This window comes from Jeotgalibacillus soli, assembly GCF_000829435.1.
GTDB lineage: Bacteria > Bacillota > Bacilli > Bacillales > Jeotgalibacillaceae > Jeotgalibacillus > Jeotgalibacillus soli.
The window spans coordinates 144,308-160,123 of record NZ_JXRP01000019.1; the positions used below are offsets into that span (position 1 = coordinate 144,308).

Annotated in this window: 19 protein-coding genes; 5 read left to right on the forward strand and 14 right to left on the reverse strand. The window is 39.9% G+C overall.

Going from position 1 to position 15,816, the window contains the following annotated elements:
- The 4 genes from sigF to KP78_RS14920 form a co-directional block, all read right to left on the reverse strand.
- Window positions 1-753: an RNA polymerase sporulation sigma factor SigF gene (sigF, locus tag KP78_RS14905; protein WP_041090156.1), complete on the reverse strand. Its 753-nt coding sequence runs from the start codon at window positions 751-753 to the stop codon at window positions 1-3.
- A gap of 12 nt (window positions 754-765) precedes the next feature.
- Complete coding sequence (gene spoIIAB, locus KP78_RS14910) at window positions 766-1,206, reverse strand: anti-sigma F factor (protein ID WP_041090157.1); 441 nt, start codon at window positions 1,204-1,206, stop codon at window positions 766-768.
- Window positions 1,206-1,556, reverse strand: a complete 351-nt coding sequence (gene spoIIAA, locus KP78_RS14915) for an anti-sigma F factor antagonist (RefSeq protein ID WP_041090158.1) — start codon at window positions 1,554-1,556, stop codon at window positions 1,206-1,208. Before spoIIAA ends, spoIIAB begins: the two co-directional genes overlap by 1 nt.
- 103 nt (window positions 1,557-1,659) lie before the next feature.
- Window positions 1,660-2,826, reverse strand: coding sequence for a D-alanyl-D-alanine carboxypeptidase family protein (locus tag KP78_RS14920; protein WP_041090600.1), 1,167 nt, complete (start codon window positions 2,824-2,826; stop codon window positions 1,660-1,662).
- Window positions 2,827-3,791: 965 nt separating this feature from the next.
- On the opposite strand from KP78_RS14920, the gene KP78_RS20145 reads away from it, so the two are divergent.
- Genes KP78_RS20145 through KP78_RS19405 form a run of 3 tightly spaced genes read left to right on the forward strand, consistent with a single transcriptional unit; the run spans window position 3,792 to window position 4,901 of the window.
- Complete coding sequence (locus KP78_RS20145; RefSeq protein ID WP_106388582.1) at window positions 3,792-4,025, forward strand: hypothetical protein; 234 nt, start codon at window positions 3,792-3,794, stop codon at window positions 4,023-4,025.
- An 8-nt stretch (window positions 4,026-4,033) separates the two neighbouring features.
- On the forward strand, window positions 4,034-4,654 hold the full coding sequence (locus KP78_RS14930; protein ID WP_235420969.1) for an IS3 family transposase: 621 nt from the start codon (window positions 4,034-4,036) through the stop codon (window positions 4,652-4,654).
- A 7-nt stretch (window positions 4,655-4,661) separates the two neighbouring features.
- Window positions 4,662-4,901 (forward strand): integrase core domain-containing protein, encoded by a 240-nt coding sequence (locus KP78_RS19405; protein WP_084220101.1) that lies wholly within the window; start codon window positions 4,662-4,664, stop codon window positions 4,899-4,901.
- Window positions 4,902-5,005: 104 nt separating this feature from the next.
- Here the strand turns inward: KP78_RS19405 and KP78_RS14935 are convergent, their stop codons facing one another.
- From KP78_RS14935 to KP78_RS14960, 6 genes are all read right to left on the reverse strand, one after another.
- The gene (locus KP78_RS14935; RefSeq protein ID WP_041090159.1) at window positions 5,006-6,292 is read right to left on the reverse strand and encodes a thymidine phosphorylase; all 1,287 of its coding nucleotides are present in this window, start codon (window positions 6,290-6,292) and stop codon (window positions 5,006-5,008) included.
- A gap of 33 nt (window positions 6,293-6,325) precedes the next feature.
- A complete protein-coding gene (gene deoB, locus KP78_RS14940; RefSeq protein WP_041090160.1) occupies window positions 6,326-7,513 on the reverse strand; it encodes a phosphopentomutase in 1,188 nt (395 codons plus the stop codon).
- A 100-nt stretch (window positions 7,514-7,613) separates the two neighbouring features.
- Entirely contained in the window at window positions 7,614-8,501 is an 888-nt protein-coding gene (xerD, locus tag KP78_RS14945; RefSeq protein WP_041090161.1) for a site-specific tyrosine recombinase XerD, read from the reverse strand.
- 131 nt (window positions 8,502-8,632) lie between these two features.
- The gene (fur, locus tag KP78_RS14950) at window positions 8,633-9,103 is read right to left on the reverse strand and encodes a ferric iron uptake transcriptional regulator (protein ID WP_041090162.1); all 471 of its coding nucleotides are present in this window, start codon (window positions 9,101-9,103) and stop codon (window positions 8,633-8,635) included.
- A gap of 113 nt (window positions 9,104-9,216) precedes the next feature.
- A complete protein-coding gene (gene spoIIM, locus KP78_RS14955) occupies window positions 9,217-9,852 on the reverse strand; it encodes a stage II sporulation protein M (protein WP_041090163.1) in 636 nt (211 codons plus the stop codon).
- Window positions 9,853-9,933: 81 nt separating this feature from the next.
- Complete coding sequence (locus tag KP78_RS14960; RefSeq protein ID WP_041090164.1) at window positions 9,934-10,491, reverse strand: NUDIX hydrolase; 558 nt, start codon at window positions 10,489-10,491, stop codon at window positions 9,934-9,936.
- A 141-nt stretch (window positions 10,492-10,632) separates the two neighbouring features.
- Here KP78_RS14960 and KP78_RS14965 point away from each other — a divergent pair, with 141 nt between their 5' ends.
- A complete protein-coding gene (locus KP78_RS14965) occupies window positions 10,633-11,562 on the forward strand; it encodes an aldo/keto reductase (RefSeq protein ID WP_041090165.1) in 930 nt (309 codons plus the stop codon).
- 209 nt (window positions 11,563-11,771) lie between these two features.
- Here the strand turns inward: KP78_RS14965 and KP78_RS14970 are convergent, their stop codons facing one another.
- The 4 genes from KP78_RS14970 to KP78_RS14985 form a co-directional block, all read right to left on the reverse strand.
- Window positions 11,772-12,017 (reverse strand): YqkE family protein, encoded by a 246-nt coding sequence (locus tag KP78_RS14970; RefSeq protein WP_041090166.1) that lies wholly within the window; start codon window positions 12,015-12,017, stop codon window positions 11,772-11,774.
- 67 nt (window positions 12,018-12,084) lie between these two features.
- Complete coding sequence (locus tag KP78_RS14975) at window positions 12,085-12,747, reverse strand: 3-oxoacid CoA-transferase subunit B (protein WP_041090167.1); 663 nt, start codon at window positions 12,745-12,747, stop codon at window positions 12,085-12,087.
- A 28-nt stretch (window positions 12,748-12,775) separates the two neighbouring features.
- Entirely contained in the window at window positions 12,776-13,465 is a 690-nt protein-coding gene (locus KP78_RS14980; protein ID WP_041090168.1) for a CoA transferase subunit A, read from the reverse strand.
- A gap of 19 nt (window positions 13,466-13,484) precedes the next feature.
- Complete coding sequence (locus tag KP78_RS14985; protein WP_041090169.1) at window positions 13,485-14,669, reverse strand: acetyl-CoA C-acetyltransferase; 1,185 nt, start codon at window positions 14,667-14,669, stop codon at window positions 13,485-13,487.
- Window positions 14,670-14,831: 162 nt separating this feature from the next.
- Here KP78_RS14985 and KP78_RS14990 point away from each other — a divergent pair, with 162 nt between their 5' ends.
- A complete protein-coding gene (locus KP78_RS14990; RefSeq protein WP_041090170.1) occupies window positions 14,832-15,740 on the forward strand; it encodes a hydroxymethylglutaryl-CoA lyase in 909 nt (302 codons plus the stop codon).
- Window positions 15,741-15,816: the final 76 nt, after the last annotated feature.

The following is a 15,816-nucleotide window of genomic DNA, read 5'->3' on the forward strand; positions in this document are numbered from 1 at the left end:
TTATGCTTCTTTAGCGTCACCTAACCAATCCCTAATTGATTGCAATACTCTTTTTTCAATTCGCGACACTTGAACTTGTGATATTCCTAACCGTTCGGCAACCTCTGATTGTGTAAAATCCTTGTAATAGCGAAGGAAGATAATAACGCGATCTCGTTTTTCTAGTGTCAATAACGCCTCTTTCAAGGACAGCTGGTGAAACCACTGTTCTTCCTCATTTGAAGCCATTTGATCAAGCAGTGTGATAGGATCCCCTTCATTTTCATATACGGTCTCATGAATAGAAGTCGGTGCTCTTGACGCTTCCTGCGACAAAACAATGTCATCAATTGAAACCTCAAGATCGTTTGCAATTTCCGATATCGTTGGCAATCTTCCTAGTGAATTAGCAAGCTTTTCTTTTGAACGCCTTACTTTAACGGCAAGCTCTTTTACTGATCGGCTTACTTTCACTGCTCCATCATCTCGCAAAAAACGCTGAATTTCTCCAATAATCATTGGCACAGCATAGGTTGAAAATTTCACACTATAGGATAAGTCGAATTTATCAACCGCTTTTAGCAGCCCAATCGAGCCAATTTGAAACAGATCATCTGCATCATGTCCTCGATTTATAAAGCGCTGTACCACAGACCAAACGAGCCGAACATTGCTCTCAACCATTCTGCTTCTTGCCTCTTGATCTCCCGCTTGGCTTAGTCGAATCCATTCCCTGACGGTTTCATGACTAACGGCTGTTGATTTCGCGCTCATACTACCTCATCCTCAATGTGCTCCTGCCTGAACAGTGGCAAGATGCTTAATCATTCGAATTGTGGTTCCTTCAGAGACGTCTGAAGTAACGTTTACCTCATCCATAAAATGCTCCATAATGGTAAAACCCATACCCGATCTTTCCATTTCTGGTTTTGTTGTAAACAACGGCTGCATGGCTTCTTCTATATTCTTCATCCCTAAGCCTTTGTCACGCACTTCTATAGACAGGACATTTTGATCCATGTTTAATGACAAATAAACCCATTCATCAGAACGTCCTTCATATCCATGAATAATGGCATTTGTGACAGCCTCACTTACAACTGTTTTTATATCCGTTAATTCACCTATTGTAGGATCATACGGTGCTACAAAGGCTGCTACGACCATGCGAGCAAATGCTTCATTATCACTTATTGATAAAAATTGAAATGTAGCTTGATTTCTCATTACGCCACCCCCAGACGTTCTAATGCCCGACTTTCAGATGACTCAATAATCATGATGCGAAACAACCCTGACATTTCAAACAAGCGTTTAACCGGCTCGGAAATGGAGCAAATGATCATGCTTCCGCCTTTTTTCTGAAGAGATTTGTATCGCCCGAGCATCAATCCTAGTCCAGAGCTATCCATAAACTCCAGCTCCGCAAGGCTTAAAATCAGATGCTTAATGTGATTCTCCTCCATTAAGAGCATAAGTTCTTCACGAATTTTTTCTGTGACATGGTGGTCGAGTTCTCCTTGCATACGAAGCAGCAGCACATCTTTTTTAATTTCTGCTTGAACAGTAAAGCCCATGCGAATTCCTCCCTTTTAGTGGTTCAGTGGGAGTATTCCCTCTCATGCAATACTTTTCCTGCATGTTGACAATAGTAGAAAAAACTAGTGTGAATTCGACGTTTTATTTTTGTCCTTTCAGCATTACATTCATACTTCTCATCCAGAGCTCAGTGAATGAGGCTTTTGTGACCTTTTCCTTTGCCACAATTTTTACCGACGACATTTCTTTTCCACCGACATAAAGTGTCATCGTACCGATTTGATCCCCCTCTTTAAGGGGCACTTGAAGTCCTGATGAAATTGTACGGACTTTTTTAACGTTTTGTTTACTCTCTTTAACCGGTGACAACCATGTTAATGGTTTATCAAGTACACCTATCAAGTAAAAAGGCGACCCCTTATCAATTGGAACTTCAGCTACCTGAGCCCCTTCTTTCAGCAATGTGTTACTTTTATAGTGAGTAAATCCATAGTCAAGCATCGAGCCAACGGTTTCATTCCGTTCCTTCGCAGTTGGAGCACCAAATACGACAGCGACAAAGCGCATATTGTTCTTCTTGGCTGTTGCCGTTAAACAATACATGGCCTCTTTTGTAAATCCTGTTTTTAACCCGTCTGCTCCTTTATAAAAGCGAACAAGCTTATTAGTATTCACTAGCCAAAATGGATCCTCCGTATCCTTTCGAAGGTAATCCTCATAGATTCCAGTAAAAGTCAAGATCTCCTCATGTGTCAGCAGCTCTCTTGCCAGCTGTGCCATATCGTAGGCTGAACTGACATGATTGTCAGCAGGGAGTCCCGTTGCATTTTGAAATACAGTATTTTTAAGCCCTAAGGATTTCACTTTTTCATTCATACGTTTTACAAAATCTGCTTCCGAACCAGCAAGATGCTCAGCCATGGCGACAGAAGCATCATTAGCTGATGCAACCGATATGGCTTTGACCATATCACGTACGGTCATTTCTTCTCCTGCTTTTAAATATATCTGGGACCCTCCCATTGAACTCGCTTTTTCACTTGTTGTGACGATATCCTCCCACGTAATTTCTTTCTTTTTGATGGCTTCCATTACAAGAAGTAAGGTTGCGATTTTTGTCATGGACGCTGGCGAAAGCTGATCGTTACTGTTTTTTTCCATCACGATCATTCCTGAAGATTGATCCATTAATATCGCTGATTTTACTTCTTCCAAGGGGGAAGCTTTTTGTTCATTGGCCATCATTGTTTTTGGCATAACTGTAAAAAGCAGCAGTGTACAAGCAAAAAGCTGTATCCATTTTGTCATTTTTATCGCACCCTTCACGAACGATTTCTTTTGTTCATTTTTTCCTTGAAAGAAAGCTTTTATACATGGATATCGATATATCAAAATACTTTTCATTAATAACCATATAACCACCTAAAATTAGACAGTTATCTTTTTTGTTAAAGGGGCTCTTTTAAGCTCAGGATATAAAAGCTTCAATTAATCATTTGAAAACAGAATAAATGATTCTATTGATTGATTTAAAAACGTGAGAAACAACTACTATTGAAGTAATAAAAGGATTGATCAAAGTGAAATGATTCATGCGTCTAACGATTAAATAATTTAAATAATATTGTATTTTTTATTAGAAATTTCCTCTCATATAATAGAAAAATTATCTTTACTGAGAACCTTTTGTTCTTTATAATGAAAAAATAGACCCGTTTCATCCAATCTAAAGAACAAAATTTTATACATACTTGTCTGCTTTTATCGATATAATTTATCCATTTATTGGTTTATTCTTTTCGGATATTTCTTTCTTTTATAAAAAATTAATTAAGAGAGACAACATAGGCAAAAGTGATACTTGATCGATTTCATTAATCACTTTCTTTGATTTGGTACATTTCTTTGTAAGGGGGAGAGTTAAATGAGGAAATTGAAGCATTGGATAGATTGTAAATTCTTTAAAAAGCATAGATACAGCTACTACACAGATACATGTATTGTTTGCGGTAAAAAGAAAATCAGGAGACATCATTCTGATGAAAGACACAGCGGATAAGTAAATGGAGTATTAACAAAAAAGGAGAATGGGCTGAGACCTCAGCCTAGACTAACCTAATTACTGAGACAATATAAAACACCTTCGAATTGGTACACTAGTAGTAAGTACTAAAATCGGAGGTGTTTTTGCGTGGGCAAAAATATATATTCTAGTGAAACCAAATGGACAGTTGTAAAAGACAAAATGAGTGGTCAATTAACGACAAAAGATAATGGAGAAGTATGGAATTATAAATAAAACACAGATTGACACATGGATTAGATGGTTTCGATCCAACGAAATCCACCGGTTCGATCAACCGATTGGCAAACAATATTCATATGGACATGGCCCTGAATATGCCAGCGAGAGTGAAAAGAAAGATCGTCAAAATGCTCATCTGAAGATGGAAAATGAAATCCTAAAAAAGTATTTGGAACTGTCAAAGGAGTTGAAAAACGAATAGTTCTTAAGATTGTAGAGAAATTTCGTAGCAAATATAAGGTCAAGGCGATATTATCAGCTTTAAATGTGTCTCATTCTAATTTTTATCGCTGGTTGAACGAAGACCCTCCAACCCATTCTTCTATAGAAGAAGCAATTATCGAGTTATGCAAGAAAACAAATTATCGTAATGGACATCAAAAAATCAAAGCTCTTCTTCAAAGGGAATATGGGATCAAGTTGAATCGCAACACCGTTCAGAGAATCATGCAGGAGCATCACTTACAATACCGGGTAAAACCGAAACGGCAATGGGCATCACAAGATGAATCAGTCGTTGTTGCCCCGAACTTGCTGGAACGAAATTTTACCGCTACAGCTCCAAATCAAAAGTGGGTAACGGATATCACGTATATTCAATATGGAAGTTTAACGTTGTTTCTATCAACCATTATGGACCTGTTCAACAATGAAATTGTCACGTACAAACTAGCTGATCATCAACAGACGCCACTTGTGATGGGAACATTAGCTTACGCTTTACAGTCTCGAGGAAATCCTGAAGATGTTATGATTCATTCAGATCAGGGGAGCGTGTGTGTATACTTCTTATGCTTACCAACATTATGTAAAAGAGAATCACCTGATTAGCAGCAGTATGTCTAGACGCGGCAACTGTTGGGACAATGCCGTGATTGAGTCCTTTCACTCCAACCTAAAGTCTGAGGAATCCCAGTACATCAAATTTAATTCGATGACTAAGGTCGAGGCTATAAAGAAAGTGAATGACTACTTACGTCATTACAATGAAGAACGAATTCAAGAAAAATTAGGCTACCTGGCACCCAAAGAATTTGGGGTAAGGCAGCCTAAAAATGTTGTTTTAAATATGTCTTAAATGCCTAGGTCAGTCTATCCATTGTCCTTTTTATACTCCAATCTTTCAAAATACTTCATATGCGCAGTACTTTTTTGATTCACACCTTGAGCGTTACAAACATTTTATTTCACTACTTCTAGGATACTATTTGTTTTTTCTACTCTTTCTTCATTTATGACCGTGGCATTTAACAGCCTGTCGGATATCTCATTAATATTTTCCGTATCTGTGTAAAGTGTAAATAATGTATCACCAGCTGAAACTTTATTTCCAATTTTTTTATGAATTTCTACTCCGGTTGCATGATTTATAACGGAATCTTTATTTTCTCTTCCTGCTCCAAGCATCAATGAAGCCATGCCCACTTCTTCCGAATCTATCTTACTTATATATCCATCGCGAGGAGATTTTACTGCAATTTTAAATTTATGTTTTTCATTAAAGATTGAGTCGACTTTTCCGCCTTGAGCTTCTAAAAACCGTTTAAACGTTTGGAGTGCTTTGCCTGATGCAAGGGATTCTTCGATCGCCTTGACGGCTTGATCCTCTGTAAAATCACCAGTTGAAATAAGCAGCTGTTTAGATATTTCAACTGTAAGCTCATATAGATCCTCTTCATATTCACCTGAAAGTAATTCATAAGCTTCCAATACCTCAAGGCGATTGCCGACATACCTGCCAATCGGCTGGTCCATGTTGGAAAGTACAGCGATCGTTTTTCGACCGAGCGATTCACCAATGCTAACCATAACACTTGCCAATTCCCTTGCTTCATCAATGGTTTTCATAAACGCTCCACTGCCGACTTTAACATCAAGCACGATAGAGTTAGCACCGGAAGCAATTTTTTTACTCATAATGGAAGATGCGATTAGTGGAATAGAATCGACTGTCCCTGTCACATCTCTTAATGCATAAAGCTTTTTATCAGCCGGCACAAGATTAGCTGTTTGACCTGCGATAACCATTCCTGTCTCTTGGATGGTCTTATTAAACTGCTCTTTCGTCAGCTCAGTATTTAGCCCTTCAATGGCTTCGAGCTTATCAATGGTTCCTCCTGTATGTCCAAGTCCTCTCCCAGACATTTTTGCAAGCGAAATGCCAAGAGAGGCAATAATCGGTGAAACCGTTAAGCTTAATTTATCCCCTACGCCCCCCGTACTATGCTTATCAACTGTTTTGCCTTTAATAAATGATAAATCCATTGTATCTCCTGAACTCACCATCGCATTTGTTAATAACGAGGTTTCTTTATTGTTCATTCCATTGAACCATATTGACATTAAAAAGGCCGATGCTTGATAGTCTGGAATTTGTCCTTTTACAAATCCATCGATAAAAAATTCAATTTCCTCCTTTGTCAGCTCTGCACTTCTCTTTTTCTTATTGATTAAGTCTATTATTTTCATTGATACAACTCCTATCACAAATTTTTTTGTTTTTTATCGAATAATATCCTGAAGAAAGCTCGTTCCAAATGGCGGCATTTTCACATTGAAATTATCTGCTACTGTTGCACCTATATCCGCAAAGGTTTCACGAATTGGTAATTTTCTACCTGCTGGTTGGCGCTTGGAGTAAACTAGTAATGGCACATACTCTCTGGTGTGATCCGTGCCTGCGTGTACGGGATCATTCCCATGATCTGCCGTAATAATTAACAAATCATCATCCGTCATTTTTTCAAACACTTCCGGAAGCCTTGCATCAAATGCTTCTAATGCTTCTCCGTACCCTTGTGGATCACGCCGATGGCCATAAAGTGCATCAAAGTCCACCAGATTTAAAAAACTGAGCCCAGTAAATTCACGGTCAAACGTCTCAATGAGTTTATCCATTCCATCCATATTATGCTTTGTGCGAAGTGATTCGGTTACACCTTCACCATTATAGATATCAGAAATTTTTCCAATTGCAATGACATCGTAACCACTTTCTTTTAGCTCATTCATAACCGTACGTTCAAAAGGCTTTAATGCGTAATCATGACGGTTAGATGTACGTTTAAAATCTCCCGGGTTTCCTAAAAACGGTCTGGCAATAATACGACCGACAAGATATTTATCATCCAACGTCAGCTCCCGGGCGATTTCACAAATACGATAGAGCTCTTCAATTGGAATGATCTCTTCATGCGCAGCAATTTGAAGCACTGGATCAGCAGAAGTATAGACAATGAGCGCTCCTGTTTTCATATGCTCTTCACCAAGCTCGTCCAAAATGGCAGTACCACTCGCTGGCTTATTGCCAATCACTTTTCGACCTGTCTTCTCTTCTAATTGCTGAATTAATTCTGTTGGAAATCCATCCGGATAAACCTTAAATGGTTTATCAATATTAAGGCCCATTATCTCCCAATGTCCTGTCATTGTATCTTTGCCGACAGATGCTTCCTTCATTTTTGTATAATAAGCGAGAGGTTGATCAGCACGATCAACCCCTTTTATATTTTTTATATTAGAAAGTCCCAGCTTTGCTATATTAGGCATGCGCAGTCCATTCATGTGTTCAGCAATGTGGCCCAGCGTGTCTGATCCTATATCATTAAACTGTGCTGCATCAGGGGCCTCTCCAATCCCTACTGAGTCCAATACCACTAAATGAACACGTTTGTATGTATAATGTGACATAATTTGTTCCTCCTTTTTTAATTTCATTCTATTTTACCCAGTTCACAGATATTATGCCAAGCAAATTGTCTGAAGTCTGACAACTTAAATTTCACCCAAATCATGCTCTTGGGTGAAATTTAGTATAGACCTCGCGCAACCTGGTCGTTGAAACATGGGTATAGATTTGTGTGGTCGAGATATCTGCATGACCAAGCATCTCCTGTACAGCTCTTAAGTCCGCGCCATTTTCTAGCAGATGTGTTGCGAAAGAGTGACGCAATGTATGTGGTGTTAGCTCCTTTTCTATCTTTGCTTTCTTTGCAAGCCCTTTCAATATTTTCCAAAAACCTTGTCTAGTAAGTCTTCTGCCATGCTGATTTAGGAAAAGTGCCTGCTCAGAAGATGACCTCAGCTGGTTTCGCGCTTGGTGAATATAGATATTGAGCATGTCAGAAGCGGATTTGCCAATTGGAATAATTCGTTCCTTGTTTCCTTTTCCAATACATCGAACAAAGCCCATCTCTAAGTGGATATCATCTAAATTTAATCCAATCAGTTCACTTACACGAATTCCCGTTGCATACAAGACTTCAAGCATTGCCCGATCACGATAGCCGCTTGACTTTGATAGATCAGGTGCCTCTAGTAGACTCTCTACCTCTTCAATATTCAACACCTTCGGTAGCTTTTGTTCCAATTTAGGTGTTTCAAGATGCTGTGTTGGATCATGCTCAGTTCTTCTTTCCCTTATCATAAACTGATGAAATGAACGAATCGATGATGTATGTCTTGCTATGGTTTTGGCTGATTTCCCTTGTTCTTTAAGATGGGAAAAAAACTGCAATATATGGAATCGTTTCACCGAGTCAAAAGAAGTGATTTGCTCGACCTTATCCATGTAATTGATATAGGCGTTCAAATCTCGTTCGTATGATTGTATTGTATTAGCCGCAAGGCCTTTTTCGACTACCATAAATTGAATGAAATCACGAAGCTGATCTCTCATTTACAAGCCTCCCCTATTAACAGCTACTACCATTGTAGTATGCTTTTACCTTGTTGTCATCTATCATCTAAACAAGCTCGCTCATTTGTTTACACATAAAAAAAGCCAAGCTCAGGCGGCATGGCTTTTGTTCACGAATGGTTGGCATTTTCGTCATCTGAAGTCGATTCTTGACAGCGATGACAAATGCCGTGAAATGTTAAACGGTGATCCTTGATTTTAAAATTCCAATCACGTTCTACTATATGCTCAACATCCTCTAACAGGTCCTCCTGAATTTCATCTACCGAGCCGCATTCAAGGCAAATTAAGTGGTGATGAAAATGGGCAGCTCCTTCTTTCCGAAGATCATAACGTGATACACCATCTCCGAAGTTTATTTTATCGACTACTTTCAGTTCGGTTAAAAGCTCGAGTGTACGATATACAGTTGCTAAGCCGATTTCAGGTGATTTTTCCTTAACGAGGAGGTAAACATCTTCGGCACTTAAATGGTCTTCTTCATTCTCTAATAAAACTCTAACGGTTGCTTCCCGCTGCGGGGTCAGCTTGTAACTCGCCGAATGCAGTTGTTTTTTAATTCTTTCAATTCTGCTTTCCATGATTAGCCCTCCCTCGCACTGTCATACACATTATATCAGATGGAGGTCCTAATGCAAACAATAATCATTATAAATTAGATATGATAAATATTATTAAATAATAATGATTATTATCAATTATGAGGGTGAAACCACTTCATCCAAAGCGGTGGAATATAGGCTTCTATTAAACCGCCAATGGCAACAAGTATAACCATACATGTCAACACTAGCACATATCGAATACAGCTTGTTCGAAAGGATGGAGCAAATGACTGTCTTGTCACAATACGTCTCCAAATATGCAATGTGAAAATCATGGCATGTACACTCATGATTACGTATGCAGGAAAAAGCAAAATGTTTTGAGGAAGTACTACACCGGCTGAAATCCATAATCCTTGCCACCCATATTGGGCCACAAAAACACCTGATGTAAACCCAAACATCATACCCTTTATAAAAATGACAAACCATGCTACTGGCAAACCGATTAGCGTTAATCCTGTACACCATATAAGAACGATTAAGCCGATATCAATAAGTGTGTAGGACTTTACTTGCTCGTTAACACTTGGCCAAAAACCATTTTCTTGACCTTGATAAGCTCTGAAAGGGTCTAACAATGGATGTAAATCCTCTACTGGAAGACGATGAACAAGCAGTGCCCCCGTCAGCACTCCTCCGCCAAGGAGTGCCATAATAAAAATATATAAGGACGCATGCTGCTGAATATGTAGCAGTATATAGTGTGATGTTCGTTTTTTCATGCATTGCTTCCCCCTCACAACTGGATTCGTCCCATTGTATGAGGAAAGCTGCGTAATCATGAATCGTTTTTATTTTACTCTTTATTTACTGTTTTCTCTCAAGTTTTCTAATCGTAAATATTGTACAGCGTACGCTGTTTTCGCATCAAAAATGCGCTGATTGGCGACACAGACCTCTGCTTCTTCAAGCGTTAGTTCAAAGAGCTCTACAAACTCATCTTCGTCTACTTCCTTTGGTTCTTCAATTCGATACAGCCCTTTTGCCACAAATACATGAACAAGTTCATCCGCAAAGCCGGGTGATGTATAAAATGAAATGAGGGGAAGTAGTTCTTGACAGCCATACCCTGTTTCTTCTTCCAGCTCACGAGCAGCTGTAAGAATCGGTTCTTCTCCTGGTTCAAGTTTTCCGGCTGGAATTTCTAAAATGGAACGCTCCAACGCCTTTCTGTATTGCTCTACCATAATAATTTTCCCCTCATCCGTTAATGCGATGACACATACTGCACCTGGATGTTTAATGATTTCTCGGGTTGACGTTTTTCCATTTGGCAATGACACCTTTTCTACTTGCAAATTGATGATTCGCCCTTCAAACAATACATCCTTTTTAATTGTAACCTCTTCAAATTTTTTCATGTTCCATGGCCTCCTCTATCTTTGCATAATTATTGTACCAGTAGTGTACTAGATTTTCCTGCTTGACGGACGAACAAGTTTGAACGAAGCTAGGAATGTGAATATATTCAGAAAAGACGTTTTATAAAAAGGAGCGTTACGATGGAAAAAAGAACATTTGGTAACAGTACGCTAAGCAGCTCCGTTCTTGGACTTGGCTGCATGTCTCTTGGAACGAACGAAAAAAAAGCCCAGGCAATTATAGAAACTGCGCTTGAGGGGGGCATCACCTATTTTGACACGGCCGATTTATATGATTACGGTGTAAATGAAAAGATTGTAGGACAAGCGTTAAAGAATGTCCGCGAAGAGGTTGTGATTGCTACTAAAGTAGGGAATCGATGGAACGAAGCTCAGGACGGATGGCGATGGGATCCGTCAAAATCATACATACAAGAGCAGGTAAAATCGAGCTTACAGCGTTTAGAGGTTGACTATATCGATCTTTATCAGCTTCATGGCGGAACACTCGATGACCCAATTGATGAAACGATTGACGCGTTTGAAGAGCTTAAAGAACAGGGGTATATTCGTGAATACGGGATTTCTTCCATACGTCCGAATGTGATAAAGGAGTATGCTGAACGATCCTCCATCGTATCAAATATGATGCAATACAGCCTATTAGATCGTCGTCCGGAAGAAGAAGCGTTTCCACTATTGTCTCAGCACAAAATTTCTGTGGTGACCCGCGGGCCATTAGCAAAAGGCGTACTTTCTGATCAAATTTTGGCTAAAGTAAGTGAATCGATCAAAAAAGAAGGCTATTTATCCTACTCCTATGACGAGCTTAAAGAAACACTTGAGTCTTTATATGAGCGATTCCATCGTTCCCGTTCGATGACAGAAATTGCTTTGAAGTTTAATGCTTTCGATCCATTGGTCGCATCTGTCATTACCGGCGCAAGCTCTGTCGAACAAGTAAAAACAAATATTCAAGCCATTTCAGGCGATCCGCTATCTAATGAAGAATATACACTTTTGAAGAAATTAACGAAGGAAAACGGCTATTCAGCACATCGTCTTTCTTAAATATAAACTCTTTTAAAATTGCCTGTTGATTTCCGCTTCAGGCGCTCGCTTTGCGCCTGTGGGGTCTCCCTTTGAATCGCCTTTCTAAGCAGGAGTCTCACGTATCCGTTCCAATCAACATATAGCCAAAATCAACAATGACCTTAAACATAGCGAAATAAAAACTAAAAACAGCTTGCGTCGAATATCCTGCAAGCTGTTTTTAACTATTATTTTTTATAATCCTGCCAATTTAATGAGCTTTCTTCAAGCAGCTCCTCAAATGATTTATTTTTCTCTTTAAAACGGCGCTCCTCTGCTTTTTGCTTCGCTTCCTCTTCCTTGCGTGCCGTCTCTTGATCTGTTAATGCTTGCTTTGTCAATTGCAATTTACTAAGCACATCATTTGAGAGAGAGTCTTTCAAGGTTGGAGAACGCTCTTCTGTTTTTTTTCTTACAGGCTTCGCTTTTTTCATTAAAATCCCTCCCATTCGCTTTCATTTTACAAGAAAGATTCTATGGAGAAAAGAAATTAAAAATGGTTTAAAACGAGTTCATGATGATTTCATCAGAAATATGCAGCGTTGGCTCTGTTGTTGATACGATTTCGTCGACACTATACCCTTTCGCGACCTCAACCAGAACAAGTCCCTTTTCCGTTACATCAATCACTGCCCGCTCCGTAATTATGCGATTTACTACCTCTTTTCCTGTTAATGGCAAGGAGCATTGTTTTAAGATTTTCGCCTGCCCGTCCCGGTTAATATGCTCCATAATCACAATGATTTTTTGTGCACCATGTACTAAATCCATCGCACCACCCATTCCTTTAATCATTTTCCCAGGAATCATCCAATTGGCCAAATCACCATTTTCTGAAACTTCCATACCTCCAAGAATCGCTATATTCACATGACCTCCGCGGATCATTGCAAATGATTCAGCACTATCAAAATAAGCGGCCCCTGGGACAGTCGTCACCGTCTCTTTCCCTGCATTAATTAAATCTGCATCAACTTCTTCTTCCGTCGGATATGGACCAATTCCAAGCAAGCCATTCTCAGACTGTAAAACAACCTGTTTTTCTTTAGATAAATGGTTGGCTACTAATGTGGGCATACCAATGCCAAGATTTACGTAGTCTCCATTTTTGATTTCTCTTTCCGCTCGCGTTGCAATAATTTCCCGCACTTGATTTTTATCCATGATTCGCTTCACCCTTTCTGCGTTCCCGTTACTTTGAAACCGTTCTTCTCTCAATTTTCTTTTGCTGCTTACCCTCTATTAGATGTTGCACATAAATACTAGGCGTATGAATTTCATTTGGACCAAGCTGACCAATTTCCACCAGCTCTTCAACTTCTGCGATTGTGACCTTGCCAGCGGCTGCGATCATCGGATTAAAATTACGTGCCGTTTTACGATAAAGGAGATTTCCCATTTTATCAGCCATCCATGCCCGCACGAAGCTTACATCTGCAGTTAAGGCCTCTTCTAGTACATATTCTTTCCCGTTAAATTGGCGAATTTCTTTTCCTTCTGCGACAAGTGTACCCACGCCTGCCGGAGTAAAAAAGGCCGGTATGCCCGCACCGCCAGCACGAATCCTTTCAGCGAGAGTGCCTTGCGGAACAAGCTCTACTTCAAGTTCTCCTGAAAGAACCTGTCTTTCAAACTCTTTATTTTCCCCTACATAGGAGCCGATCATTTTACGAATTTGCCGATTATGTAAAAGTACACCCAATCCCCAGTCGTCAACCCCGCAATTATTCGAAATGACTGTTAAATCCTTTACACCAATATCGCGCAGAGCAAGAATTAAGTTTTCAGGAATGCCGCAAAGTCCAAATCCCCCCACCATGATGGTTGCCCCATCTTTGACATGAGCCGCAGCCTCTTCAAAGCGTTGATAGATTGTCTTCATTTCGTATCCTCCTTTTCATTTACACCAATTCGACCACGGTCGCCACGCCTTGACCTCCACCTATACATAGCGTAGCCAGTCCCAGTTTCGCTTCGCGCTTAGCCATTTCATAAATCAGTGTGACTAAAATACGTGCTCCGCTTGCTCCAATCGGGTGACCTAATGCGATGGATCCGCCATTCACGTTTAATAGCTCTTTATTAAAAGATAGCTCGCGGTCGACTGCTAACGATTGGGCTGCAAACGCCTCATTTGCTTCAATAAGTTCAAGCTCCTCCATTGTAATAGAAGCCTTTTTCAGTGCCTTATGGACCGCTTGAACAGGACCAATTCCCATGATGCTTGGATCAACACCCACACTTGCATTTCCTCTGATCGTAACGAGTGGCTTTATACCAAGCTCATCGGCCTTTTCTCTTGACATGACCACCATTGCAGCTGCCCCGTCATTGATTCCTGATGCGTTTCCAGCTGTGACCGTACCATCTTTTTTAAAAGTAGGGCGCAGCTTTCCAAGTGAATCAGCTGTTGTCTCCGCTTTGGGATATTCATCGACTTTAAATGCTACCGGCTCTGCTCTTCGTTGGGGAACCATGACCGGAACAATTTCCTGTTCAAATCGTCCGCTGTTAATCGCTCTAGCAGCCTTTTGCTGACTTCGGGCGGCGAACGTATCCTGCTCTTCTCTTGTTAATTTGTAGCGGTCGCATAAATTTTCTGCGGTAATTCCCATATGATAATTATTAAATGCGCACCATAACCCGTCTTTGATCATGCTGTCAATGAGTGTTTGATCCCCCATTTTAAAGCCTTCCCGTCCATTTTTTAATAAGTATGGGGCTTGGCTCATATTTTCCATCCCGCCCGCTATGATAATCTCTGCGTCTCCTGCGATAATTGCTTGAGCAGCTAAATGTACAGCTTTTAACCCAGAGCCACACACTTTATTAATCGTCATCGAAGCAACATGCTCTGGAATTCCCGCTTCGATCGATGCTTGGCGGGCCGGGTTTTGTCCTAATCCTGCTTGAAGTACATTACCCATAATCACTTCATCTATCTGTTCAGGCTTTATTCCGGCACGGGACACTGCTTCTTTTATAACTGCGGCACCAAGCGATACAGCACTTACATCTTTTAGGGTTCCATTAAACGATCCAATCGCTGTTCTCGTCGCACTAACTATAACCACTTCTCTTGACATATCTTTGCCTCCTTTATAAGCTTCTCATAGACAGATTCTATGAAAGCGCTTTAATCCCTTCTTTTTCTCTGTAAAAGATTGTTTATATGCAAAATTATCGTTAAGTGTGAAATATTTTTATCACTATCTATAACCTTAAAAATCAGTAAAGGGGAGAGCACTATGCATTTGCCTAAAAAGGTAACTATTATTGAAGTAGGTCCAAGAGATGGACTGCAAAATGAATCTTTATTTGTACCAACTGACAAGAAACTTGAATTTATTCATCAACTTTCAGCTTCTGGTATAAAAGACATAGAAATCGCTTCGTTTGTATCACCAAAGCGGGTCCCGCAAATGAAAGATGCCAATGAAATTTTAAAAGCCATTCCTCCCTCTCTCAAATCCATTGTTCTTACGCCAAACAAACGTGGAATTGCTGATGCTTTAACAGCCGGCGCTCAAGCAGTGGCCGTTTTTATCGGTGTCAGTTCCTCCTTTAACCAGCATAATATCAATCGTTCAACCGAAGAAGCGATGCAGGAGCTTCTTCCAATCATTGAAGAGTTAAAATCAAAGGGAATTTTTGTTCGAGCCTGTATTTCCACCGCTTTTCACTGTCCATATGAAGGAAAAATAGATTCCCTGAAAACACTGGCTCTTTGTAAACAATTTGTATACTCCGGTATTGATGAATTGAGCATTGCGGATACTATCGGCATGGCTACACCAAAAGAAACGTATGAATTATTTACCATGCTAAAAGAGCAGCTTTCGAACGGTCTTTTAACCGCTCATTTTCATGATACGAGAAAAATGGCGCTTGCTAATATTTACGCTGCACTGCTTGCAGGCGTTGATCGCTTTGACAGTTCTGTTGGAGGATTGGGCGGCTGCCCATTTGCTCCTGGAGCTAGCGGAAATGTGGCAACAGAAGATGTGGTGTATATGCTTCACGAAATGGGGATTGATACTGGGATTCAACTCGATTCACTTGTTGCTGCGATTGATATTATTAAACCGTATGTATCAAGATCGTTTACAAGTGGATACTATACAGCAAGAACAAATCATTCATCTTATATGAGTTAGCATATTGTCCGATACTTTTGCCTCTTGTTTTCTTCCTTCTCCTGCTACTATTTATATATGAATGATGAACACCATG

Coding starts and splice junctions, on each gene's coding strand:
- KP78_RS14970 (WP_041090166.1), bottom strand. CDS start 12,017: ATGAAAAAAGCGAAGCCTGTAAGAAAAAAAACAGAAGAGCGTTCTCCA.
- KP78_RS14985 (WP_041090169.1), bottom strand. CDS start 14,669: ATGTCAAGAGAAGTGGTTATAGTTAGTGCGACGAGAACAGCGATTGGA.
- sigF (WP_041090156.1), bottom strand. CDS start 753: ATGAGCGCGAAATCAACAGCCGTTAGTCATGAAACCGTCAGGGAATGG.
- KP78_RS19405 (WP_084220101.1), top strand. CDS start 4,662: ATGTCTAGACGCGGCAACTGTTGGGACAATGCCGTGATTGAGTCCTTT.
- KP78_RS14990 (WP_041090170.1), top strand. CDS start 14,832: ATGCATTTGCCTAAAAAGGTAACTATTATTGAAGTAGGTCCAAGAGAT.
- KP78_RS14960 (WP_041090164.1), bottom strand. CDS start 10,491: ATGAAAAAATTTGAAGAGGTTACAATTAAAAAGGATGTATTGTTTGAA.
- spoIIAA (WP_041090158.1), bottom strand. CDS start 1,556: ATGGGCTTTACTGTTCAAGCAGAAATTAAAAAAGATGTGCTGCTGCTT.
- KP78_RS14975 (WP_041090167.1), bottom strand. CDS start 12,747: ATGGATAAAAATCAAGTGCGGGAAATTATTGCAACGCGAGCGGAAAGA.
- KP78_RS14935 (WP_041090159.1), bottom strand. CDS start 6,292: ATGAAAATAATAGACTTAATCAATAAGAAAAAGAGAAGTGCAGAGCTG.
- deoB (WP_041090160.1), bottom strand. CDS start 7,513: ATGTCACATTATACATACAAACGTGTTCATTTAGTGGTATTGGACTCA.
- spoIIAB (WP_041090157.1), bottom strand. CDS start 1,206: ATGAGAAATCAAGCTACATTTCAATTTTTATCAATAAGTGATAATGAA.
- fur (WP_041090162.1), bottom strand. CDS start 9,103: ATGGAAAGCAGAATTGAAAGAATTAAAAAACAACTGCATTCGGCGAGT.
- KP78_RS14965 (WP_041090165.1), top strand. CDS start 10,633: ATGGAAAAAAGAACATTTGGTAACAGTACGCTAAGCAGCTCCGTTCTT.
- xerD (WP_041090161.1), bottom strand. CDS start 8,501: ATGAGAGATCAGCTTCGTGATTTCATTCAATTTATGGTAGTCGAAAAA.
- spoIIM (WP_041090163.1), bottom strand. CDS start 9,852: ATGAAAAAACGAACATCACACTATATACTGCTACATATTCAGCAGCAT.
- KP78_RS14980 (WP_041090168.1), bottom strand. CDS start 13,465: ATGAAGACAATCTATCAACGCTTTGAAGAGGCTGCGGCTCATGTCAAA.
- KP78_RS20145 (WP_106388582.1), top strand. CDS start 3,792: ATGGAGAAGTATGGAATTATAAATAAAACACAGATTGACACATGGATT.
- KP78_RS14920 (WP_041090600.1), bottom strand. CDS start 2,826: ATGACAAAATGGATACAGCTTTTTGCTTGTACACTGCTGCTTTTTACA.